Source organism: Cupriavidus sp. U2 (genome assembly GCF_009663685.2).
Classification (GTDB): Bacteria; Pseudomonadota; Gammaproteobacteria; order Burkholderiales; family Burkholderiaceae; genus Cupriavidus; species Cupriavidus necator_C.
The window spans coordinates 479566-499762 of record NZ_RCOG02000002.1 but is presented as its reverse complement, the minus strand read 5'-3'; the positions used below and the strand labels follow the sequence as shown (position 1 = coordinate 499762).

The following is a 20197-nucleotide window of genomic DNA, read 5'->3' as shown; positions in this document are numbered from 1 at the left end:
AGGATCAACGCTTCAGGTACGGCTTGAGCCAGCCCAGGCCCTCGGACGTGCCGGCACGCGGCCGGTACTCGCAGCCAATCCAGCCCGTGTAGCCGAGCCGGTCGATCACGTCGAACAGGTACGGGTAGTTCAGTTCGCCGATGTCCGGCTCGTGCCGCTCGGGCACGCCTGCAATCTGGATATGGCCGATGCCACCAAAATCGCGTGCCAGCTTCTTGGCGATGTCGCCTTCCACGATCTGGCAGTGGTAGCAGTCGAACTGCACCTTCAGGTTGGCGGCGCCCACCTGCTGGCAGATGGCCTGGGCGTCGTCCTGGCGGTTCAGGAAGTAGCCCGGCATGTCGCGCGTGTTGATCGGCTCGATCAGCACCGTGATGCCGTGCGCGGCGGCCGACGCGGCGGCGTAGGCCAGGTTTTCCAGGTAGACGGCACGGCAGCGGGCGCGGTCGGCGTCGGCCGGAACGAGGCCGGCCATCACGTGCACGCGGTCGTTGCCGATCACGGCCGCGTATTCCAGCGCCTTGGCAAATGCGTTGCGGAACTCGGTCTCGCGCCCGGGCAGGGCGGCGATGCCGCGCTCGCCGGCGGCCCAGTCGCCTGGCGGCGCGTTGAACAGGGCCTGGGTCAGGCCGTGCGCGTCCAGCCGCTGGCGGATCTCGGCGGCCGGATGGTCGTACGGGAACAGGTACTCCACGGCCTGGAAGCCGTCCTTTGCCGCAGCGGCAAAGCGGTCCAGGAAGTCGTGTTCCGTGTACATCATCGAGAGGTTCGCGGCAAAGCGCGGCATGTCAGGTCTCCTTGAACGTCAGGTTCGATCAGCGGTTGACCAGCCGGGCCGGGGTCAGCCACACCAGCAGGGCGCCCACGATCAGGATGGCCGACAGCACATACATCGGCAATTGCGTGCTATGCGTCAGGTCCTTGAGCGCGCCCACCATGTACGGCGACACAAAGCCTGCCAGGTTGCCCACCGAGTTGACCACGGCGATGCCCGACGCGGCGGCAATGCCGCTCAGGAACGCGGTCGGCAGCGACCAGAACAGCGGCGCGCAGGTCAGCACACCGGCTGCGGCCAGCGACAGCGCCGCAATGGCCACCGGGGTATTGTGGGTGAAGGACGCCGCAATCGCAAAGCCCGTGGCACCCATCAGCGCGGGCACGATCAGGTGCCAGCGGCGTTCGCGGCGGGCATCGGCGCTATGGCCCAGGATGTTCATGACGACGATCGCGCAGATGAACGGGATGGCGGACAGCAGGCCGATGTTGAGGTTGCCCGTCACGCCGCTGGCCTTGACCAGGGTCGGCATCCAGAACGTCAGCGCATACTGGCCGGTCACGAAGCAGAAGTAGATCAGGCACATCCACCAGACGCGGCGGTCGCTGAACACGGCGCCCAGCGAATGCATGTCGCGCTGGCCATTGGCCGCGGCGGCGGCCGATGCGGCGCGCTCGTCTTCCTCGATATTGCGCTTGAGCACGCGCTTTTCGTCATGGCTGAGCCACGGCGCCTTGTCGATGCCGTCGCGCAGCACGAAGATCGTCACGATGCCGATGGCAAACGCGGGCAGCGCCTCGATAAAGAACATCCATTGCCAGCCGGCCCAGCCGTGGGTGTCGTGGAACGCGTCCATGATCCAGCCCGACAGCGGGTTGCCGAACATGCCGGCCACCGGGATGCCCGACATGAACAGCGCGATCATCCTGGCGCGGCGGTGCGACGGATACCAGTACGTCAGGTACAGGATCACGCCCGGATAGAAGCCCGCCTCCGCCAGGCCCAGCAGGAAGCGCATGACGTAGAACTGCGTGGGCGTCTGCACGAACACGAACGCGGCCGAGATGATGCCCCACGTGATCATGATCCGCGCGATCCAGACGCGCGCGCCGATGCGGTGCATCAGCAGGTTGCTGGGCACCTCGAACAGGAAGTAGCCGATAAAGAACAGGCCGGCGCCCAGGCCGAACACGGTCTCCGAGAACTGCAGGTCCTGCGCCATCTGCAGCTTGGCGAAGCCCACGTTGACGCGATCGAGATAGGCGATCACGTAGCACAGCATCAGGAACGGCATGATGCGCCAGAACACCTTGGTGTAGGCGGTCTTTTCGGTGGCGGCGTCGGCGTCGAGCCGTGCGTCGGCGGCAGGGGTCCCCACCGCGGGGTTGGAAGCGGTCATCTGGTCAGTCTCCACGTGTATTGAAAATTCAGCCGGTTTGCTCCCTCTCCCGCAGGGCGGGAGAGGGTTGGGGAGAGGACAGGGGCGTTTATTTTGTGGCGTCGCCTGGGGGATGCGCTGGTCCTCTCCCCCGGCCCCTCTCCCGCCAGGCGGGAGAGGGGAGAAACAATCAGTCGGTAGGTATTACTTGGTTCACCACCTCGCCTTGAACGTGTCGCGCAGTTCCGCCAGCGCGGCTTCATCGAGCGGGGCGGGCTTGTCCCGCAGCATCATCCAGAGCCGGGCGGTTTCCTCCAGCTCCTCCAGCGCCCAGGCCGCGCGCGACACGCTGTCTTCCCACACCACCGGGCCCAGGCGCGCCAGCAGCACGCCCCGTACCTCGCGGGCCAGCTGCGCCACGCGGGCGGCCACGGCGGGGTCGCCGGGGCGGTGGTACGGAATCAGCGGGATATGGCCCACCTTCATCACGTAGTACGGCGTGATCGGCGGCAGCACGTCGTCGGGCTGCCAGACGCCGGCCAGCGTCAGGGCCACCAGATGTGTCGAATGGGTATGCACCACGCCGTGGGCGTTCGGGTTGTTGTCGTAGACGCAGCGGTGCAGCGTCAGCGTCTTCGACGGCTTGTCGCCCGATACCCAGGTGCCGTCGGTGGCCACCTTGGCCACCCTGGCCGGATCGAGCGTGCCCAGGCAGGCATCGGTGGGCGTGATCAGCCAGCCGTCTTCCAGGCGGGCGCTGATGTTGCCGGCCGTGCCGACCGTGTAGCCGCGCTGGAACAGGCTGGCGCCGACGCGGCAGATCTCTTCGCGCAACGCGCTTTCGTTCTGGCTCATGGTCAGGCTCATCGCGCGGCTCCCAGCGCTTGCAACGCTTCGTCGAAGAAGTTCTCGCCGCCGAAGTTGCCCGATTTCAGGGCCAGCGCCAGCGGTTCGGCATCGAGCGTGACCGTGGCCGGCACGCCGGGGGCAATCTGGCGGCCGATGCGCAGCGACTGCACGCCCAGCGCCTGCACCACCGCGCCCGACGTTTCGCCGCCAGCCACCACGAAGCGGCGGGTGCCGCGCGCCTTGAGCGTGGCCGCAATGCAGGCCAGCGCGTGCTCGACCAGTTCGCCCGCGCGCGCCACGCCCAGTTCGGCCTGCACGGCCTTGACCTGTTCGGGTTGCGCGGTGGCGTAGATCAGCACCGGCTCGTCATGATCGCGGGCAAAGGCCAGGGCCTCGTCGGCCACGGCCTCGCCACGCGCCAGGCGCAGCGGATCGATCCGCAAGGCGGGGCGTTTCTGGGCGATCCAGTGCGCCACCTGGCCGTTCGTGGCGCGCGATGCGCTGCCGGCCAGCACCACGCCGTGGCCATTGACGGCCGGCACATCGGCGGCGTCGGTGCGCGCGGGCAGCAGCCCGGCACGGCGGAAGTTCTGCGGCAGGCCCAGCGCAATGCCCGACCCGCCCGTGATCAGTGGCAGCGCCGCGCAGGCTTCGCCCAGCGTGAACAGGTCGGCGTCGGAGATCGCATCGGCAATGGCCAGCTTCACGCCCTCGGCGCGCAGGGCGTCGATGCGGGCGCGCACGGCCTCGGGCCCCTTGGCCACGGTGTCATAGCGCAGCAGGCCCGCCTTGGCCCGGCTCTGGCGCTGCAGCACGCGCACCAGGTTGGCATCGGTCATCGGCGTGAGCGGATGGTGCTCCATGCCCGATTCGTTGAGCAGGGCATCGCCCACGAACAGGTGGCCACGGAAGATCGTGCGGCCGTTTTCGGGAAAGGCCGGGCAGGCGATCGTGAAATCGCTGCCCAGCGCGTCGAGCAGGGCCTCGGCCACCGGGCCGATATTGCCGGTGTCGGTCGAATCGAACGTCGAGCAATACTTGAACACGAACTGGCGGCAGCCCTGTTCACGCAGCCAGGCCAGCGCCGCCAGCGATTGCGCCACGGCGTCGGCTGCCGGAATCGTGCGCGACTTCAGCGCGACGACGATGGCGTCGGCTGCCACGGCCGATGTGGGCACGCCAATGGTCTGTACGGTGCGCATGCCGTTGCGCACGAGCGTGTTGGCCAGGTCGGTGGCGCCGGTGAAGTCGTCGGCGATGCAGCCCAGCAGGGGGGCATTCGGGCCATTCGGGCGGTTCTGACGGTCGGTCGTCATCGCCTTACTCCTTGCCCTTGCCGGCCGGCAGTTCGATGCCGGGGAAGATCTTGATGACGGCCGAATCGTCCTCGCCGCCGTGGCCGGCGGTGGACGCCATCATGAACATCTGGTGCGCGGCGGCCGACAGCGGCAGCGGGAATTTGCTGGTGCGCGCCGTATCGAGCACCATGCCCAGATCCTTGACGAAGATATCGACGGCGGACAGCGGCGTGTAGTCGCCGGCCAGGATGTGCGGCACGCGGTTTTCGAACATCCACGAATTGCCGGCGCTGTGCGTGATCACGTCGTAGAGCGCGTCCGGGTCCACGCCTTCGCGCAGGCCCAGCGCCATGGCTTCGGCCGCCGCGGCGATATGCACGCCAGCCAGCAGCTGGTTGATGATCTTGACCTTCGAGCCGGCACCATGGGCGTCGCCCAGGCGATAGACCTTGCCGGCGATGGCGCCCAGCACGTCTTCGGCCAGTGCGTAGGCTTCGGCCGGTCCCGACGTCATCATCGTCATTTCGCCAGTGGCCGCGCGGGCGGCGCCGCCCGAGACCGGCGCGTCGATCAGCAGCAGGCCCGTTTCGGCCAGGCGCTTGCCCAGCGCCTCGGCAAAGCCGGGGGGCACGGTGGCGCTGGCGATCACGAGCTTGCCGGCGGCCATGGCCGGCACGGCACCCCGTTCGCCGAACAGCACCGCTTCGGTCTGCGCGGCGTTGACCACCAGCGTGATCACCACGTCGCAGCGTTCGCCCAGTTCGGCCGGGCTGGCGCAGGGCACGCCGCCGGCGTCGGCAAAGCGGCGCAGCACTTCTTCGCGCAGATCGAACGCATGGACCTGGAAGCCGGCGCGCAGCAGCGACTGCGCCACGCCATAGCCCATCGCGCCCAAGCCGATGACACCAATATTCCTGGACATGGAAATCTCCTGAAAGCGGGATTAATGCGACGGGCCTTGCGGCAGGTCGCCAGCGGCAGCATCGTCGTCGCCCAGTTGCGACAGGCGGCGCGCCGCGTTGTACATGTGGTTCTGCGCGGCATTGCGCGCGGCGTCGGCGTCGCCGGCACGAATTGCGGCGACGATGGCCTGGTGTTCCTCGCGCACCTGGCGCGAGAAATCCTCGCGGCGCGCCTCGTTGGTACGGGTCACGCGGGTGGCGGTTTCCAGGTACTGGCTCAGGAACGCCAGCGTCTTGAGAAAGTAGGGGTTGCCGGTGGCTTCAGCGATGGCGCGGTGAAAGCCCACGTCGGCGTCCACGCCGTCGCCGCCGGCGGCCACCTCGGCATCCAGACGGGCCAACGCGGCGTCGATGCCGGCCATGGCGGCATCGGTGCGGCGGCGGGCGGCCTGCGCGGCCACCTCGGCTTCGATGGAACGTCGCAGTTCGACGATCTGCAGCACCGATTCAAGCGTGCCGACGTCGGTGTAGTCGATGCGCAGCGGCCGGATGCCAGCCTGTTCCGTGACAAAAACGCCGCTGCCCTGGCGCGATTCCACGAGCCCTTCGTACTTCAGGCGGGCAATAGCCTCGCGGATCACGGTGCGGCTGACGCCGAATTCCTCGGACAGTACGGCCTCGGTGGGCAGCTTAGCGCCACGCGGAAAAGCGCCGCCTTCGATCTTTTCGAGTAGCTGTTCGGCCACGCTGTCAGTCAGCGCACGGGCGGGAATCTTCTGGAACATCGTCGTCACGTCATCGGGTAGTCAGGTCATCATACAATTTCACCAAGGGTTGGCAGAGGGGGTAATCCCTAGGATGGTGCGGTGGATGGCCGATAATCGCACGGCCCTGCTGCACCACCTTGACCGCCGTCACGGGCCTGCCGGCGTATGATTGCGTCTTCCCAGACTTCCCTGCCCCTCGAACATCATGTCCGTTTCCGCCGATTCCGTACTGGTCTGCCCCTGGGAGGAAGCCCGCGAACGTGCGCGCGCCATCCGCTACAGCGTATTTGTGGAGGAGCAGGGCGTGCCGGTGGAACTGGAGTGGGATGACATGGATGCCCCAAGCTGGCACGCACTGGCGTTTGCCGCCGATGGCACGCCCGTGGCCACGGGCCGGCTGCTGCCGGATGGCCATATCGGCCGCATGGCCGTGCTCAAGGTGGCGCGCGGCACCGGCGTGGGCGCCATGGTGCTTGACGCGCTGATGGCCAAGGCCGCCGAACTGGGCTACCCGGCACTGATCCTCAATGCCCAGACCCACGCCGCGCCGTTCTACGCGCGCGTGGGCTTCGAGCAGGTGGGTGAGGAATTCGAGGAAGCCGGCATTCCGCACGTCGAGATGCGCAAGCGCATCGGCTGAGGCTGCCGGTTCCTCGGTTTTCGGCTACGCGCCGAACTCACGCAGCAGCGCCTCGCGGTCCTCATCGAGCCGGGGCGCCGGCCGCACCGCGCCGGTCTGCCAGGCGTCGCCGATCTTGATCGGATTGCCTGCCACGCGCAGCGACTTGTCGGCGCCGATGCCAACGTCGAGCAGCATCTGCCGGGCCTCGACGTGGGCGTTCTCCATGATCTGCGGTACCCCGTTCAATGGACCATGCGGCACGCCGGCGGCCTCCAGGATGGCTTCCCATTCCGCGGTCGGTGCCTCGCGCAGGCGCGTTTCGAGGCACTGCTTCAGGTCGGCATGGTGTTCGTTGCGGGCCGGGACCGACGCGAACCGGGGGTCGTCGGCCCATTCCGGCCGCGCCAGCGCACGGCAGAGCCGTTCGAACAAGGCGTCGTTGCCCACCGCAATCACGATAAAGCCGTCCCGCGTGGCAAACATGTCGAACGGCGTGATCGACGGGTGCCGCGTGCCCAGCGGCTTCGGCACGTTGCCGGTGGCCGAAAAACGGGCGATGGGATTTTCCAGCAGCGCCACCTGGCAATCGAGCATCGAGATATCGACCCGTTCGCCCAGCCCGGTAGCGGCGCGCCGCAGCAGCGCGGCCTGGATGCCGATGGTGGCATACAGGCCCGCGCCGATATCGCCAATCGACACGCCCACGCGCGCCGGATTGCCGCCGGGCTCGCCGGTCACGCTCATCAGCCCGCCCATGGCCTGCACCACCATGTCGTAGGCGGGCCGGTTGCGGTAGGGGCCGGTCTGGCCGAAGCCCGAGATCGACGCATACACCAGGCGCGGATACCGGGTGCGCAGCATCTCCCAGGTGTAGCCGAGCTTGTCCATCACGCCGGCGCGGAAGTTTTCCACCAGCACGTCGGCGCCTTCCAGCATCCGTTCCAGCACCGCGCGGTCCGACGCGTCCTTGAGGTCGAGCGCGATCGACGACTTGTTGCGGTTCACCGATGCAAAATAGGCCGACTCGCCATCGACGAACGGCCCCACCTGGCGCGAATCGTCGCCCCGGTCGGGATTCTCGATCTTGATGACGCGGGCGCCAAGGTCGGCCAGCATCATCGTGCAGTACGGGCCGGCCAGCACGCGCGTGAGGTCCACGACCGTGATGCCGTGCAGGGGTCCGTTTGGCGTTGTCATGCTTGACTCCTTCAGGTTCGATGCGCGGGCCGGCATCAGTCGATCTTCGCGCCGCTGGACTGCGCCAGGTCCACGCCGATCTTGCCTTCGCGGGCCGCAAAAGCGCGGAATTCAGCCACCGATGCCGACACCGACACCTCGTCGCCCTGCGCCAGGAATCGCTTGCGCAGTTCGGGGTCGGCCATGACGCGGGTGGTCGCTGCGAACAACTTGTCGATGATCTCGGGCGGCGTTTTCGCGGGGGCGAACAGCCCGTACCAGGCCGACAGGTCGTAGCCCTTGACCCCGCTTTCGGCGATGGTCGGCAGTTGCGGGTTGGCGTTCGAGCGTTGGGCCGATGTGACCGCGATCGGCACGACCTTGTGGGTGTCGATCATCGGCTTGACCGATGGTGCCGTGCCGAACGTCACCTGCACGTCGCCGGCGGCCACGGCCTGCGCCGATGGCGCGCCGCCCTTGTACGGCACGTGCGTCATGCGCACGCCGGCCAGCTTGGTGAAGTAGACGCCAGCCAGGTGCGTGATCACGCCATTGCCCGACGACGAATAGTTGATGGCGCCCGGGTGCGCCTTGGCCTGCGCGATCAGGTCCTGCACGTTCCGGATGCCTGTGTCCTTGTTGACGGCCAGGATCAGCGGTGCGGCCGACAGTTTCGTGATCGGCGCGAAGTCGGACGGTTCGTAGCGGATGTTCTTGTAGAGCACCTTGTCGCCGCCCATCAGGCTGGCCGTGGCGATGTAGAGCGTGTAGCCATCGGGCGCCGACTTGGCGACGTACTCGGCGGCAATCGTGGTGCCGGCGCCGGGCCGGTTGTCGACCACGACCGGCTGCCCCAACTCGCGGCTCAGCGCATCGCCATAGAGCCGCGCGGTGTTGTCCGCGCCGCCGCCGGCCGGAAATCCGATCACGAGCCGGATCGGCTTGTTGGGGTAGGAAGTCTGCGCCGATGCGGCAACGGGCAGCGCCGCGAACAGCGTGCCGAAGATGGCCAGCGCGGTGCGATGGGGCAGGGTGGTCAGGGTGGTCGTCATGATGATGTCTCCTCCGTAGCTGTTTCGCCACTTGAGTGAATGGACGCGGCGGTGCCTGGCGTGGCTATCGGCCGCGGAACGCAGGGGTTCGTTTCTCCTTCCATGCCGCCGCGCCCTCGCGCAGGTCTTCCGAGGTTTCTGAGCGGTGGATGTCGCGTTGCAGCGCGTCGGCGTCAAGCCGGCCGCAGGCGATGTCGTTGAGGTGGCGCTTCATGCCGGTCAGTGCGATGGGCGCCATGCCGGCCAGCTGGGTGCTCAATGCCGCCACGCGCGCGGCCAGCGCATCGGCGCTCACCATCTCGGTCAGGAAGCCGATGCGCAGCATCTCGTCAGCCTCGATGCGGTCGGCGGTCAGGAACAGCCGCTTGGCGGCGTTCAGGCCCAGGCGCGAGACATAGCGCTCCATGCCGCCGCGATAAAAGTGCAGGCCCAGCCGGGCGGCCGGCATGAACATGTCGCATCCCGGCACGCCGATCCGGAAATCGCACGCCAGGCACAGGTCGGTGGCGCCGCCATAGACGCCCCCTTGGATCGCGGCAATCGTGACGGGCCGCGCGGCGTCGATGGCGTCGATCACGTCGCCGAAACTGGCCGCGCCTTCCTCGGGCTTGCCGCCCAGCGATCCGATGTCGTAGCCGCTGCAGAAGTACTTGCCCGCGGCGGCGAAGCACAGCACCAGCACGTCGGGCATGGCATTGACGGCGGCAACGTGGTCGCGCAGGGCAATCAGGTCGGCCGGGCTGAGCCGGTTGGCCACATTGGGCCGGCGCAGCATGATGGTGGCAACGCGGCCTTCGATGGCCAGGGAGGGTGAGGTATCATCCATCTCGTTATATCTCATAGCCGATTTGATATATCAAAAAAGGCTACAGATATTTTTATACAAAAGGTAGAGGGTAAACCCATGCAATCGCTACAAGATCGGATTCGCGAAAGCGTGATCGCGGCCATCCAGGCGGGCGATCTGCGGCCCGGTGCGCAGATTGACGAGAAGATGCTGGCCGAGCAGTTCGACAGTTCGCGCACGCCGGTGCGCGAGGCGCTGCTGATGCTGGCCGCCCAGGGGCTGGTGTCGATCGCGCCGCGTGCCGGCATGTTCGTCCACAAGCCCAGCGCGGCAGAGCTGGTGGCGATGTTCGAGACGCTGGCCGAGATGGAAGGGGTGGTGGCCCGCCTGGCCACCCGGCGTATTTCGGCCGAAGGGCGCCGTGCGCTGGCCGAATCGCACGAGGCCGCCGGCGTCCCGGCGCGCCAACGCGATGCGCTGGCGTACGCCGACGCGAACCGTGTCTTCCACGAAGTGCTGTACCAGGCGGCGGCCAATCCGTTTCTGTCGGAGCAGATCGTGCAGTTGCGGCGCCGGCTGGCGATCTACTGGCAGCGCAAGGACCTGATCAACGAGGCACGCGTGGCGACGTCGTACCGCGAGCACGGCCAGGTGGTCGAGGCCATTCTGAGCGGGCAGGCCGATGCTGCGGCCGAGGCCATGCGCACGCATATCTCGGCGGGCGGCAAGGCGCTGGCGGACCTGGTGCTGCTGGCCGACGCGGCGTCGGCATAGTGTTCGCCGATTGGGGGATTCGGTCGCAGAGGGCTGCGGAGGAACGGATTTTGCGGGATGGCGTGGCCGTCTACCTGAATCCGGAGGCCATCATGAGCATCTTCAAGGACATCCTCAACAAGCTGCTGCACCGCAGCCAGCCTGGCGGGTCCGCAACCGCCAGCGCCACGCCGGGCACGACGCCGAGCGCGACGACCGGCACCACATCGCCATCGGCCAGCCCGAACGCGCCGTCGCCGGGCGCCGTTCCGCCGCCGGGCAGCGCGCCCGCGCCGTCCGCCGCACAGGCGCAGCCATCGTTGTCACAGGTCGATGTGGAAGCGGTCATGGACAAGGCGGCCAGCGAGGCCGGCCAACCGCTCAACTGGCGCACATCGATCGTCGATACGCTGAAGGCGCTCGGCATCGACAGCAGCCTCGAACATCGCAAGGCGCTGGCCAAGGAGCTGAACTACACCGGCGACATGAACGATTCCGCGGCGATGAACATGTGGCTGCACAAGCGCGTCATGCAGGAACTGGCCGCCAATGGCGGCAAGCTGCCGAAGGACCTGACGGACTGACCGAAGGATGGACTGGCGGTTCTGCTCGCGCCGTGAAAGTTTGCACGCCAGGGTTGCAAACGGCGGCGCGAGCCCGGGCCCGGGGGCGGCCCGGCTGCGATGACGATTACCGGGGTGCCGGGACGGTCCCGGTATCGCGTGCCACCTTCAGGCGGCCCTGGTACGACACCTCGCCAGTCTTGCCATCGGCATCGAAGCTGCGCTCGACAAAATCGAAGCGGCCGTCGTGCCGCACGCGCAGCACGGTGCTGGCGCGCGTGCCATAGCTGGACGAACGGATAAACGCCGACGACAGCAGCTTTTCCCATTCGGGCGCCACGCCGGTACTTGGCAGTTCCCAGTCGGGCGCCTGCTTTTCATCGGCCAGCAGCTGCAGGTAGGGCTCGGGGTCCGATCCGGACTGTCCGCGGTCGGCAGCCAGTACCTCGCACATGGCGCCCACGCGGCTGCGCACCTTGGGCCAGGGCGTATCGAGCAGGGCGTTCGACAGGCCATACAGGCCGGGCTTGAGCTTCTGCGGCTGGCGCGACTTGGACCGGTTGCTGTACCACCAGAGATCATGCAGGTCGCTGGCCAGCAGGTTGAAGCCGTTGTACGCGCCGGGCGCGCGGGCCAGGTCGTGCAGATACTCGTCGGCGGTCTGGTTGCCGCGCAGGAAATGCGACACCAGTTCCCCGCGCGAGCGGGCATCGGTACGTTTTTCGGAAGGGGCGCGGTAATTGGTCAGCGCCGCAAAGCGGGCGCGCGAATCATCGGGCCATTCGGGCGATTCGGCGTTGGCGACGCCCATCCACGTACCGGCATCGCCAATCACCTCCGCCAGGTCGCGGCCGCCCAGCACTTCGTGGGCATCCTGCCACCAGTGCGCGGCCGCCGCCGGGCGGGCATAGAATTCGTCGCGGTTGCCAGCAACCACCAGGGCATAGTCCGGGTGCGATTGCCAGGCCACCAGTATCAGACACATGGGGGCTTCCTTTCTACGGCTTCTCTCGCGCGGTCAGAGCACGTCCAGATCGATGAACCGCTCGCTCATCCGGTCGCCGCTGATCCACTGCGCCAGCCCGCTCTGGCGCCACAGCCCGTCGAGCGTGGCATCGAACGCGGGCGGCACATCGGCGTAACTCTCCATCCACGTCTGCAGGCCCGCTCGGGTCTCGGGCCTGCGCATCAGCGTACCACCAATTCCGGTCGCCTCGGCGACCGTTTCCATCCAGCGGTGCCAGTGCGGCAGCGCGTCAGCCGCGTGCGCATCGGGTATCTTGAAGTAGACGTAGAGATGATCGCTCATGGCGGCGTTCCCGGGGCGTTCAGCTGGCCGATTCGGCCTCGTTCGGCAGCGGCACTTCGTACGGCAGCGCACGCGTGGACAGTGCCGGTCCGTTGGCGGCGCCCAGGTGCAGCGCACCGGCGGCGGCGTCGATCTTCAGTTCGGCCAGGCCGTCCCAGCCGCCCAGCGGCGACGCGGCGGCGTTGACGACCATGCCGCACGGCTGTTCGGGGTCTTCCGGACGGAAGATCTCGGCGGCGGCGGCCGGCACGGGGCCTTCGCCCTGTACGCGCCACATGCGCCGCTTGAGCGTGCCGCGATACTGGCTGCGCGCCACCACTTCCTGGCCGGGATAGCAGCCCTTGCGGAAATTGACGCCGCCCACCAGCTCGAAGTTGATCATCTGCGGCACGAATTGCTCTTGCGTCGGGGCCGTGATGCGCGGGATGCCGGCGCCAACCTCGAGCCAGTCCCAGAATGCGGGGTCGGCGGCCGCCAGCGTGGCACCCAGCGTCTGCTGCAGGGCATCGGCGCGGTCGGCGGCGGCAACCAGCTGCCAGCGCGCCTCGTCTTCTGCATCGGCCAGGCGGATCACCGTGACGCCATCGGCGTGGGCCACGGCCAGCGGGCCCTGCGGCGCGGGCAGGCCGGCCTGGCGCAGCGCGGCCTCGGCACCGGCGCCGGCCACGCCCAGCACGCGGTGCGTGGCGGACAGGTCTGACAGTTTGGCCTTGGCGCGCAGCACGAACATGGTCAGGCGCTTCTGGATGGCGGGCTGGATGTCGGCCGACAACTGCAGCACGACGCCTTCGGTATCGCGCCACATCAGGAAGCTGGCCATCAGGCGCCCCTTGGGCGAGCAGTAGCCGGCCAGCCGCGCCGCATCGGCGGGCAGGTCTTCCACGGCATTGGTCAGCTGGGTGTGCAGGAAGGCAGCGGCGTCGTCGCCGGCCACGCGGATCAGGCCCAGGCCGACGGGCGCGGTCACGATACCGGCGGCGGGCAGGGCGGCGAAGCTGTCGGCGAGGGTCGGGAATTCAGTGGCGGACATGCGGACGGTCCTGAAAATCGGATGGATGGGTAAATTGGGGGCGCAAGTGCGGAACACAACGTACGGCCACGCCGGCGTGTCCGGCGGCACGCGATCGGCGTTACCAATCACTGCGGGCCTTCAGGTGACACCCGTCAGGTAACGCTCGGTGACACATTGGCCACAAGGCTCCCGGTATTATATGGGCCTGTCGCCATTCCGACCGGCCGCCCCAATGATCCCGACCCGCCGGCGGGGGCATGGCGGCCGGTACTTATTCTTACGCCATGAAACGTCTGTTCCTGCGCCTGGTCGGGGTATTGCTGGTCTTTGCCATGGCCGCCGCCGGCGGCTTTGCCTGGTGGGCCCGCCAGCCGCTGGCGCTGTCCGCGTCCCCCGTCGAAGTCATCATCAAGCCCAATTCCGGCGTGGCCAGCGTTGGCCGCCAGATCCAGCGCGGCGGCGTGGGCATGGACCCGCGCCTGTTCCAGTTGCTGGCCCGCGTGACAGGCCATGCCGCCGAACTCAAGGCTGGCGGATACCAGTTCGAGACCGGCGTGACGCCGCTCGATGTGATCGAAAAGCTGGCCAAGGGCGAGGTCACGCACTATGTGGTCACCGTGATCGAGGGCTGGGAATTCCGCAAGATGCGCGCGGCCGTGGATGCCAATCCGGCCTTGAAGCACGACACGCAGAACCTCTCCGATGCCGACCTGATGAAGGCCATCGGTGCGGCCGAGACATCGCCGGAAGGCATGTTCTTTCCCGATACCTACCTGTTCGCCCGCGGCAGCAGCGACGTGGATCTCTACAAGCACGCCTACCGGGCCATGCAGAAGCGCCTGAACGATGCCTGGAACGCGCGCTCGCCCGACCTGCCGTACAAGACGCCGTACGAGGCGCTGGTCATGGCATCGATCGTCGAGAAGGAAACGGGCCAGGCGGCCGAGCGGCCGCTGATTGCCGCCGTGTTCGTGAACCGGCTGCGCAAGAACATGATGCTGCAGACCGACCCGACCGTGATCTACGGCATCGGCCCCGCCTTCGACGGCAACCTGCGCAAGAAGGATCTGCAGACCGACACCCCGTACAATACGTACACCCGGACCGGCCTGCCGCCGACCCCGATCGCGCTGCCAGGCCTGGCCTCGCTGGCCGCAGCCACCACGCCGGCGCCCTCCGATGCGCTGTACTTCGTGGCCCGAGGCGACGGCAGCAGCCATTTTTCCAGCTCACTCCCCGAACATAATCGCGCGGTCGACAAGTACCAGCGCGGAAAGCCCTGAATTCATGCGCGGCAGATTCATCACCTTTGAAGGCATCGACGGCGCCGGCAAGAGCACCCATATCGAATGGGTAGCCGGTCGCCTGCGCGAACGCGCAACCGTTGTAACCACCCGCGAGCCGGGCGGCACGCCGCTGGGCGAAGACCTGCGCGGCCTGCTGCTGCACCGGAAGATGGACCTGGAGACCGAGGCGCTGCTGATGTTCGCGGCGCGCCGCGAGCATATTGCCGAGGTCATCGAACCGGCGCTGGCGCGCGGCGACTGGGTCATCTCCGACCGCTTCACCGACGCTACCTTTGCCTACCAGGGCGGCGGCCGTGGCCTGCCGCGCGAGCGACTGGAAGTGCTGGAGCAATGGGTGCAGGGCGATCTGCAGCCCGACCTGACGCTGCTGTTCGACGTGCCGCTGGAGACGGCGGCGCAGCGCCTGGCCAGTGCCCGCGAGCCGGACAAGTTCGAGGCCGAATCGCGCGCATTCTTCGCGCGCACCCGGGCCGAATACCTGCGCCGCGCAGCCCAAGCGCCGGGGCGGTTCCGCGTGATCGACGCCACGCGGTCGATCGACGACATTCGCGTGACACTTGAGAAAATCATCTCAAGCCTCTGATTTATTGGATATATATGCGCACGCTGATGTGGACGGGCAGGGCTCGGACAATACATGAGGCGATCGCGCTAACTTACTGATCCGGCATGCTTTATCCCTGGCAACGAGAAGACTGGCAACGGCTGGCCGCGCTACGCGACCGGCTGCCGCACGCGCTGCTGCTGCATGGGCAGCAGGGCATCGGCAAGCGCGACCTGGCCCTGCATTTCGCCCAGGGCCTGCTGTGTGAATCTCCGGTGGCCGATGGCCAGCCCTGCAATACCTGCGGCGCCTGCCACTGGTTCAGCCAGGGCAATCACCCCGATTTCACCGTGGTACGCCCCGAGGCGCTGGAAGCCGGCACGGGCGATGCCGATGGTGACGGCGAAGGCGGCAGTAGCAGCAAGAAGAAGGCGCCCAGCAAGATCATCCGCATGGAGCAGGTGCGAGGGCTGATCGAGGCCGTGGGCGTGGGCACCCATCGCGCGGGCCTGCGCGTGGTGGTGGTCTACCCGCTCGACGCGCTGCAGACCGAGGGCGCCAACGCGCTGCTCAAGACGCTGGAAGAGCCGCCGCCGTCCACCGTGTTCCTGCTGGTGACCGACCGGATCGACCGCGTACTGCCGACGATCCTGTCGCGCTGCCGGCAGTTTTCGGTGGCGCGTCCCACCCACGCCGCCGCGCTGGAATGGTTGCGCAGCCAGGGCGTGGCCGATGTCGAGGCCCAACTGGCGCTGTCGGGCGGGGCGCCGCTGACGGCGCTGCATGCCGCGGAGGCCGAGGAACAGCCGCTGCAGCGTTTGCTGGTGGGGCAGCTGGGTGCCGGCGCCGCGTTCGATCCGCTGGCGGCGGCCGAGCAATTGCAGAAGCTGCCCGTGCCGGCCGTGCTGGGCGTGCTGCAACGCTGGACGTACGATCTGCTGGCGCTGTGCCTGGGCACCGGCGCCGTGCGCTATTTCCCGAAGGAGCACGCTGCGCTTGGACGCTGTGCCGGTGCCACCGATGCCCATCGGCTGCAGGGGTTTGCGGCCCGGCTGGTCAATCATCGGCGTAGCGAGAACCATCCGCTGGCGGCGCGCCTGGTCCTGGAGTCGGTTTTCCTCGATTACCGGCAATTGTTCCGCTGAAAGCGACAAAAAAAAGACCGAAGCGGCCAAAAGCATAGGCATCGATGGGCACGCGTGGTAAAAGTCGAGCCACGCAGTTCCCATATTCCATAGCCCGCCTGAGCGGGCAAATCACAGCAGGGGTCAAACATGAATGCACCAGTCACGATGCCGCCGCGTCCGGCGACGGCTGCACCCGTCAATCCGGCGGGGCCTGTCACGGGCGGCGCGCCGCAGCGGCCGAATGTGCTGTCGCTGTCGATCAAGGATCAGGCGGGGCTCTACGCGGCCTACATGCCGTTCCTGGCGCGCGGCGGGATCTTTGTACCGTCGAACCGGCCGTTCCGGCTGGGCGAGCAGGTCTTCCTGGTGCTTTCATTGCTGGACCGGCCGCAGAAATACCAGGTGCAGGGTACCGTGGCCTGGATCACCCCGGCCGGCACGCCGATGAAGACGCCCGGCGTGGGCGTGCATCTGCCGGACGACGACAATGGCCGCATGCTCAAGCGTGCGGTGGAAGAGCTGCTGGGCAAGACCATCGAATCGGGCCGGCCCACGCAGACCCTGTAACTTCATGTGAAATGCGAAGCCTGCTTCGCAAGTATTTGTTTTTATGAGTAATAGCGGTTTTTCGGTGCGTCTGGCGACGCGTGACGACCTGGCTGGCATCGTCGAGATCTACAACAGCACGGTGCCGTCGCGCATGGTGACTGCCGATACGGAGCCGGTGTCCGTGGCCTCGCGCGAGGCCTGGTTCGCGGCGCACCTGCCAGAACGCCGCCCGCTCTGGGTGTGCGAAGCCGCCAATGGCCGCATGGCCGGCTGGGTCAGCTTCTCAGACTTCTATGGCCGTCCGGCGTACGGCGCCACCGCCGAAGTCTCGATCTACCTGCACGAGGATTTCCGGGGCCAGGGCCTGGGCCGCTTCCTGCTGGAGCAGGCCATTGCGCATGCGCCCCGGGTGGGCGTCAACACGCTGCTGGGCTTTATCTTTGGCCATAACGCGCCGAGCCTGGCCCTGTTCGAGCGCCATGGCTTCTCGCGCTGGGGCGACCTGCCGCGCGTGGCCGTGCTCGACGGCGTCGAGCGCGACCTCCTGATCCTGGGCCGCCGCCTCGGCTGAGCGCGAAGGAATACACCATGTTTGTCGATTCCCATTGCCATATCGATTTTCCGGAACTGGCGCAGCGCCTGCCCCAGTTGCTGGAAAACATGAAGGCCAACCAGGTCACGCATGCGCTGTGCATCTCCGTGACGCTGGAGGATTTTCCGCGCGTGCTGGCGCTGGCCGAACAGCATCCCAACCTCTACGCGTCGGTGGGGGTGCACCCCGACTACGAGGAAGACGCCGAGGAGCCGACGCTGGAGCGGCTGGTGACGCTGTCCGCCCATCCGCGCGTGGTGGGCACCGGCGAGACCGGCCTGGACTACTACAGGCTCAATGGCCGCAGCGTCGATGACATGGAATGGCAGCGCGAGCGTTTCCGCACCCATATCCGCGCTGCCCGCCAGACCGGCAAGCCGCTGATCATCCATACGCGGTCGTCGGCCGACGACACGATCCGGCTGATGCGCGAAGAGAATGCGCGCGAGGCCGGCGGCGTCATGCACTGCTTTACCGAGACCTGGGACATCGCGAAGCAGGCGCTCGACGAAGGCTTCCATATCTCGTTCTCGGGCATCGTCACGTTCAAGAGCGCGGCCGACCTGCAGGAAACCGCGAAGAAGGTGCCCCTGGACCGCATGCTGATCGAGACCGACTCGCCGTACCTGGCGCCGGTGCCGTATCGCGGCAAGACCAATGAACCCGCCTGGGTACGCCATGTGGGCGAGTTCATCGCCCGCCTGCGCGATGTGCCCGTGGAGGCGGTGGCAGAACAGACGACGGAAAACTTCTTCCGTCTTTTCAAGCACATAGACAGGAATGCTCATGCTTGACATCAAGATTAGACGCCTGGCATCGGCCATGGCCCTGGTAGGCCTGACCGCGATGTCGGGCTGCGCGCTGGTGCAGGCCGCACCGGCCGACGACATGCGCAAGGCCGTGGAATTCGACGACGGCAACACCGTGCAGAAGCTGCTGGCCAAGGGCGTGGACCCGAACCTGGTGGACAACCGCGGCAACCCGATGCTGGTGGTGGCGCTGCGCGAAAAGTCGAAGAAAGCGGCCACGGCGCTGATCAAGGCCAAGAACATCGACTTCGACAAGACCAACCCGGCCGGCGAGAACGCGCTGATGATGGCGGCGCTGAACGGCGACCTTGACATGATCAAGCTGATGGTCGATGGCGAGGAGGCCGAGGTCAACAAGAAGGGCTGGGCGCCGCTGCACTACGCCGCGACGAACGGGCACAACGACGTGGTCAAGTACCTGGCGGACCATGCCGCCTATCTGGACGCCGAAAGTCCGAACGGCACCACGCCGCTGATGATGGCGGCGCGCGGCGGGCACATCGACACGGTCAAGCTGCTGCTGGACGAAGGCGCCGACATGCGCCTGAAGAACCAGCAGGGCATGACGGTGATCGACTTCGCCGAGCAGTACAACCAGAAGGAAATCGCCGACGGCCTGAAGTCGCGCTGGCAGAAGCTCTACGGGAATGTGCCGGCACCGGCTCCCAAGCCGAAGCCCTACGTGGCGCCCAACGGCCAGCCGCAGCCCAAGGCCTATTGATCCTTGTTGAGCCCTGTCGATACCTGTGGATCCCCGTTGATCGCGTGCCCGCGCCTGCGGGGGCCGGCGTCCCGTCGCCGGCTCAGGGAAATTCGCGCTCGGAGATGGTCACCGAGCGCGATGTGCCGCCCGGTACCGCGTACAGCTTGAAGACATTGCGATTGGCGCTGGTGCCGGCCGCCTCGCGGATTTCCGATAGATCGAAGCGTTCCGAGCGGAAGATCTCGCCGGTGTCGAGGCTCTGGTAGCGCAGGTCATAGGCGCCGGGCGAGATATTTTCCATCGTGAACGACGATCCGCTGCGCACGAAGCTGGTGCGCACCGGCAGCGGCGCATTGCCGTCGACGGCCACCAGTTTCAGGATCACGTCGGACGCACTACCGGAGTTGTCGACCGTCAGCGTGGACAACCCATTCCCGTTGAGTACCGGATAGCCCGGCAGATAGCCCGAATGATCGGGCCAAGGCATGCCGCGCGGCGTCAACGACGGCCGGGTATAGCCACGCTCGCCGGCCACCCGCTGCACGCCCGGCAACACCGATCTGACCAAGGCCTGTGGGGCGCTGGCCGGCACGGCCCGCGCGTCGGCGCTACCCGCTGTGGCTTCGCCGGAGCCCGACCAGTCTCCCAGCATGATCACGATGATGGCGCCGATGGCCGCGTAGAGCGCGGCCGATCCGTATTTTGGCAGCGGTACGGCGGGTCCATCTGGGGCACGCTCGCGGGCGGCGCGCCGGGGGCGCTCCTGACGGTCCGGACGCGCCTTGCGTGAACGGAAGGGCGGCGCATCGGTGGGCTCCGGATCGGCGGCACGCGCCTGCTGCGCGGGGCGGGAGGCCGCCTGACGCGCGGCCTGCTGGCGCTGTGCGGCCTGGCGCTGGGCCTGGGCCGCCGCCGCCCGCTGGGCCTGCGCCTGGCGCTGCATGCGCTCGGCCTCGCGTCTTTCCTCGGCAAGAATCCACTGGTCGTGCTCCGCGCGGCGCTCCGGGTCGCGCAGCACTTCATAGGCGGCGTTCAGCAGCCGCATGATGCGGTTCGCTTCCTCGCTGTCGGCGTGCCGGTCAGGATGATATTTCTGGCTCAAGGACTTGTAGGCGGCCCGAATCACTTCGGTCGGGGCGTCGCGTGAAACCTTGAGGTTGTCGTAGTGGGTGTGCATCAAGCAGGAAGACGCAATGGCGGTGGTCGACAACAGATAACGGCAAGTCGCCGCGAATATCAAGCTGAACGCGCGGGCCGGGCCTGGCGCGGACAAGTCTCGCGCAACCGGGGGATGGGGTCTGCGGGGTGGCGAACAAAGCCCCG

The 20197-nt window shown here is 67.3% G+C and carries 23 protein-coding genes; 10 read left to right on the top strand and 13 right to left on the bottom strand.

The annotated features are described in order from the left end of the window. Positions 1-4: 4 nt before the first annotated feature. From otnI to D9X30_RS03820, 6 genes are all read right to left on the bottom strand, one after another. Complete coding sequence (gene otnI / locus D9X30_RS03845; protein ID WP_153948200.1) at positions 5-787, bottom strand: 2-oxo-tetronate isomerase; 783 nt, start codon at positions 785-787, stop codon at positions 5-7. A 28-nt stretch (positions 788-815) separates the two neighbouring features. Further along, positions 816-2174: an MFS transporter gene (locus D9X30_RS03840; protein WP_153948201.1), complete on the bottom strand. Its 1359-nt coding sequence runs from the start codon at positions 2172-2174 to the stop codon at positions 816-818. Positions 2175-2366: 192 nt separating this feature from the next. Continuing rightward, entirely contained in the window at positions 2367-3008 is a 642-nt protein-coding gene (gene otnC, locus D9X30_RS03835; protein ID WP_153948202.1) for a 3-oxo-tetronate 4-phosphate decarboxylase, read from the bottom strand. Between the two features lie 8 nt (positions 3009-3016). Further along, complete coding sequence (gene otnK, locus D9X30_RS03830) at positions 3017-4318, bottom strand: 3-oxo-tetronate kinase (protein ID WP_153948203.1); 1302 nt, start codon at positions 4316-4318, stop codon at positions 3017-3019. A 4-nt stretch (positions 4319-4322) separates the two neighbouring features. Next, positions 4323-5222 carry an L-threonate dehydrogenase gene (gene ltnD, locus D9X30_RS03825; protein WP_153948204.1) on the bottom strand — a complete coding sequence of 300 codons (900 nt, stop codon included), beginning with the start codon at positions 5220-5222 and terminating at the stop codon, positions 4323-4325. Positions 5223-5243: 21 nt separating this feature from the next. Further along, positions 5244-5987: a FadR/GntR family transcriptional regulator gene (locus tag D9X30_RS03820; RefSeq protein WP_153948205.1), complete on the bottom strand. Its 744-nt coding sequence runs from the start codon at positions 5985-5987 to the stop codon at positions 5244-5246. Between the two features lie 187 nt (positions 5988-6174). On the opposite strand from D9X30_RS03820, the gene D9X30_RS03815 reads away from it, so the two are divergent. Next, a complete protein-coding gene (locus D9X30_RS03815; RefSeq protein WP_153948206.1) occupies positions 6175-6609 on the top strand; it encodes a GNAT family N-acetyltransferase in 435 nt (144 codons plus the stop codon). A 24-nt stretch (positions 6610-6633) separates the two neighbouring features. On the opposite strand, the gene D9X30_RS03810 is transcribed toward D9X30_RS03815, so the two are convergent. The 3 genes from D9X30_RS03810 to D9X30_RS03800 all read right to left on the bottom strand — a co-directional run bounded on the left by D9X30_RS03810 (position 6634) and on the right by D9X30_RS03800 (position 9645). After that, complete coding sequence (locus D9X30_RS03810; protein ID WP_153948207.1) at positions 6634-7788, bottom strand: CaiB/BaiF CoA transferase family protein; 1155 nt, start codon at positions 7786-7788, stop codon at positions 6634-6636. A gap of 35 nt (positions 7789-7823) precedes the next feature. After that, positions 7824-8819 (bottom strand): tripartite tricarboxylate transporter substrate binding protein, encoded by a 996-nt coding sequence (locus D9X30_RS03805; RefSeq protein ID WP_153948208.1) that lies wholly within the window; start codon positions 8817-8819, stop codon positions 7824-7826. A 64-nt stretch (positions 8820-8883) separates the two neighbouring features. Continuing rightward, positions 8884-9645 carry an enoyl-CoA hydratase/isomerase family protein gene (locus tag D9X30_RS03800; protein ID WP_153948209.1) on the bottom strand — a complete coding sequence of 254 codons (762 nt, stop codon included), beginning with the start codon at positions 9643-9645 and terminating at the stop codon, positions 8884-8886. Between the two features lie 78 nt (positions 9646-9723). Between D9X30_RS03800 and D9X30_RS03795 the strand changes: the two genes are divergently transcribed. Both D9X30_RS03795 and D9X30_RS03790 read left to right on the top strand, forming a co-directional pair. Then, a complete protein-coding gene (locus tag D9X30_RS03795; protein ID WP_153948210.1) occupies positions 9724-10380 on the top strand; it encodes a GntR family transcriptional regulator in 657 nt (218 codons plus the stop codon). Positions 10381-10472: 92 nt separating this feature from the next. Then, complete coding sequence (locus D9X30_RS03790; RefSeq protein ID WP_153948211.1) at positions 10473-10943, top strand: DUF3597 domain-containing protein; 471 nt, start codon at positions 10473-10475, stop codon at positions 10941-10943. Between the two features lie 106 nt (positions 10944-11049). Here D9X30_RS03790 and D9X30_RS03785 read toward each other — a convergent pair whose 3' ends face one another. From D9X30_RS03785 to ygfZ, 3 genes are read right to left on the bottom strand one after another with little or no spacing between them, the layout of a single operon-like run. After that, entirely contained in the window at positions 11050-11907 is an 858-nt protein-coding gene (locus D9X30_RS03785; RefSeq protein WP_153948212.1) for an NRDE family protein, read from the bottom strand. A gap of 33 nt (positions 11908-11940) precedes the next feature. After that, positions 11941-12231, bottom strand: a complete 291-nt coding sequence (locus D9X30_RS03780; protein WP_153948213.1) for a DUF4936 family protein — start codon at positions 12229-12231, stop codon at positions 11941-11943. A 19-nt stretch (positions 12232-12250) separates the two neighbouring features. Next, positions 12251-13261 (bottom strand): CAF17-like 4Fe-4S cluster assembly/insertion protein YgfZ, encoded by a 1011-nt coding sequence (ygfZ, locus tag D9X30_RS03775; RefSeq protein WP_153948214.1) that lies wholly within the window; start codon positions 13259-13261, stop codon positions 12251-12253. A gap of 266 nt (positions 13262-13527) precedes the next feature. Between ygfZ and mltG the strand changes: the two genes are divergently transcribed. From mltG to D9X30_RS03740, 7 genes are all read left to right on the top strand, one after another. Continuing rightward, positions 13528-14526, top strand: coding sequence for an endolytic transglycosylase MltG (gene mltG / locus D9X30_RS03770; RefSeq protein WP_153948215.1), 999 nt, complete (start codon positions 13528-13530; stop codon positions 14524-14526). 4 nt (positions 14527-14530) lie between these two features. Beyond that, positions 14531-15133 (top strand): dTMP kinase, encoded by a 603-nt coding sequence (gene tmk, locus D9X30_RS03765; protein ID WP_153948216.1) that lies wholly within the window; start codon positions 14531-14533, stop codon positions 15131-15133. An 86-nt stretch (positions 15134-15219) separates the two neighbouring features. After that, on the top strand, positions 15220-16239 hold the full coding sequence (locus tag D9X30_RS03760; protein WP_153948217.1) for a DNA polymerase III subunit delta': 1020 nt from the start codon (positions 15220-15222) through the stop codon (positions 16237-16239). A 147-nt stretch (positions 16240-16386) separates the two neighbouring features. Then, on the top strand, positions 16387-16788 hold the full coding sequence (locus D9X30_RS03755; protein WP_502799608.1) for a PilZ domain-containing protein: 402 nt from the start codon (positions 16387-16389) through the stop codon (positions 16786-16788). A 43-nt stretch (positions 16789-16831) separates the two neighbouring features. Further along, entirely contained in the window at positions 16832-17341 is a 510-nt protein-coding gene (locus tag D9X30_RS03750; protein ID WP_153948219.1) for a GNAT family N-acetyltransferase, read from the top strand. Between the two features lie 17 nt (positions 17342-17358). After that, on the top strand, positions 17359-18156 hold the full coding sequence (locus D9X30_RS03745; RefSeq protein WP_153948220.1) for a TatD family hydrolase: 798 nt from the start codon (positions 17359-17361) through the stop codon (positions 18154-18156). Then, on the top strand, positions 18149-18892 hold the full coding sequence (locus D9X30_RS03740; protein WP_153948221.1) for an ankyrin repeat domain-containing protein: 744 nt from the start codon (positions 18149-18151) through the stop codon (positions 18890-18892). The genes D9X30_RS03745 and D9X30_RS03740 overlap by 8 nt, the downstream gene beginning before the upstream one ends. A gap of 82 nt (positions 18893-18974) precedes the next feature. Here D9X30_RS03740 and D9X30_RS03735 read toward each other — a convergent pair whose 3' ends face one another. After that, positions 18975-20051 carry a J domain-containing protein gene (locus D9X30_RS03735; RefSeq protein ID WP_153948260.1) on the bottom strand — a complete coding sequence of 359 codons (1077 nt, stop codon included), beginning with the start codon at positions 20049-20051 and terminating at the stop codon, positions 18975-18977. Positions 20052-20197 lie beyond the last annotated feature (146 nt).

What these genes read in the sequence shown, in the direction of transcription:
- otnI (WP_153948200.1), bottom strand. Translation starts at nt 787, where the DNA reads ATGCCGCGCTTTGCCGCGAACCTCTCGATGATGTACACGGAACACGAC.
- D9X30_RS03840 (WP_153948201.1), bottom strand. Translation starts at nt 2,174, where the DNA reads ATGACCGCTTCCAACCCCGCGGTGGGGACCCCTGCCGCCGACGCACGG.
- otnC (WP_153948202.1), bottom strand. Translation starts at nt 3,008, where the DNA reads ATGAGCCAGAACGAAAGCGCGTTGCGCGAAGAGATCTGCCGCGTCGGC.
- otnK (WP_153948203.1), bottom strand. Translation starts at nt 4,318, where the DNA reads ATGACGACCGACCGTCAGAACCGCCCGAATGGCCCGAATGCCCCCCTG.
- ltnD (WP_153948204.1), bottom strand. Translation starts at nt 5,222, where the DNA reads ATGTCCAGGAATATTGGTGTCATCGGCTTGGGCGCGATGGGCTATGGC.
- D9X30_RS03820 (WP_153948205.1), bottom strand. Translation starts at nt 5,987, where the DNA reads ATGTTCCAGAAGATTCCCGCCCGTGCGCTGACTGACAGCGTGGCCGAA.
- D9X30_RS03815 (WP_153948206.1), top strand. Translation starts at nt 6,175, where the DNA reads ATGTCCGTTTCCGCCGATTCCGTACTGGTCTGCCCCTGGGAGGAAGCC.
- D9X30_RS03810 (WP_153948207.1), bottom strand. Translation starts at nt 7,788, where the DNA reads ATGACAACGCCAAACGGACCCCTGCACGGCATCACGGTCGTGGACCTC.
- D9X30_RS03805 (WP_153948208.1), bottom strand. Translation starts at nt 8,819, where the DNA reads ATGACGACCACCCTGACCACCCTGCCCCATCGCACCGCGCTGGCCATC.
- D9X30_RS03800 (WP_153948209.1), bottom strand. Translation starts at nt 9,645, where the DNA reads ATGGATGATACCTCACCCTCCCTGGCCATCGAAGGCCGCGTTGCCACC.
- D9X30_RS03795 (WP_153948210.1), top strand. Translation starts at nt 9,724, where the DNA reads ATGCAATCGCTACAAGATCGGATTCGCGAAAGCGTGATCGCGGCCATC.
- D9X30_RS03790 (WP_153948211.1), top strand. Translation starts at nt 10,473, where the DNA reads ATGAGCATCTTCAAGGACATCCTCAACAAGCTGCTGCACCGCAGCCAG.
- D9X30_RS03785 (WP_153948212.1), bottom strand. Translation starts at nt 11,907, where the DNA reads ATGTGTCTGATACTGGTGGCCTGGCAATCGCACCCGGACTATGCCCTG.
- D9X30_RS03780 (WP_153948213.1), bottom strand. Translation starts at nt 12,231, where the DNA reads ATGAGCGATCATCTCTACGTCTACTTCAAGATACCCGATGCGCACGCG.
- ygfZ (WP_153948214.1), bottom strand. Translation starts at nt 13,261, where the DNA reads ATGTCCGCCACTGAATTCCCGACCCTCGCCGACAGCTTCGCCGCCCTG.
- mltG (WP_153948215.1), top strand. Translation starts at nt 13,528, where the DNA reads ATGAAACGTCTGTTCCTGCGCCTGGTCGGGGTATTGCTGGTCTTTGCC.
- tmk (WP_153948216.1), top strand. Translation starts at nt 14,531, where the DNA reads ATGCGCGGCAGATTCATCACCTTTGAAGGCATCGACGGCGCCGGCAAG.
- D9X30_RS03760 (WP_153948217.1), top strand. Translation starts at nt 15,220, where the DNA reads ATGCTTTATCCCTGGCAACGAGAAGACTGGCAACGGCTGGCCGCGCTA.
- D9X30_RS03755 (WP_502799608.1), top strand. Translation starts at nt 16,387, where the DNA reads ATGCCGCCGCGTCCGGCGACGGCTGCACCCGTCAATCCGGCGGGGCCT.
- D9X30_RS03750 (WP_153948219.1), top strand. Translation starts at nt 16,832, where the DNA reads ATGAGTAATAGCGGTTTTTCGGTGCGTCTGGCGACGCGTGACGACCTG.
- D9X30_RS03745 (WP_153948220.1), top strand. Translation starts at nt 17,359, where the DNA reads ATGTTTGTCGATTCCCATTGCCATATCGATTTTCCGGAACTGGCGCAG.
- D9X30_RS03740 (WP_153948221.1), top strand. Translation starts at nt 18,149, where the DNA reads ATGCTTGACATCAAGATTAGACGCCTGGCATCGGCCATGGCCCTGGTA.
- D9X30_RS03735 (WP_153948260.1), bottom strand. Translation starts at nt 20,051, where the DNA reads ATGCACACCCACTACGACAACCTCAAGGTTTCACGCGACGCCCCGACC.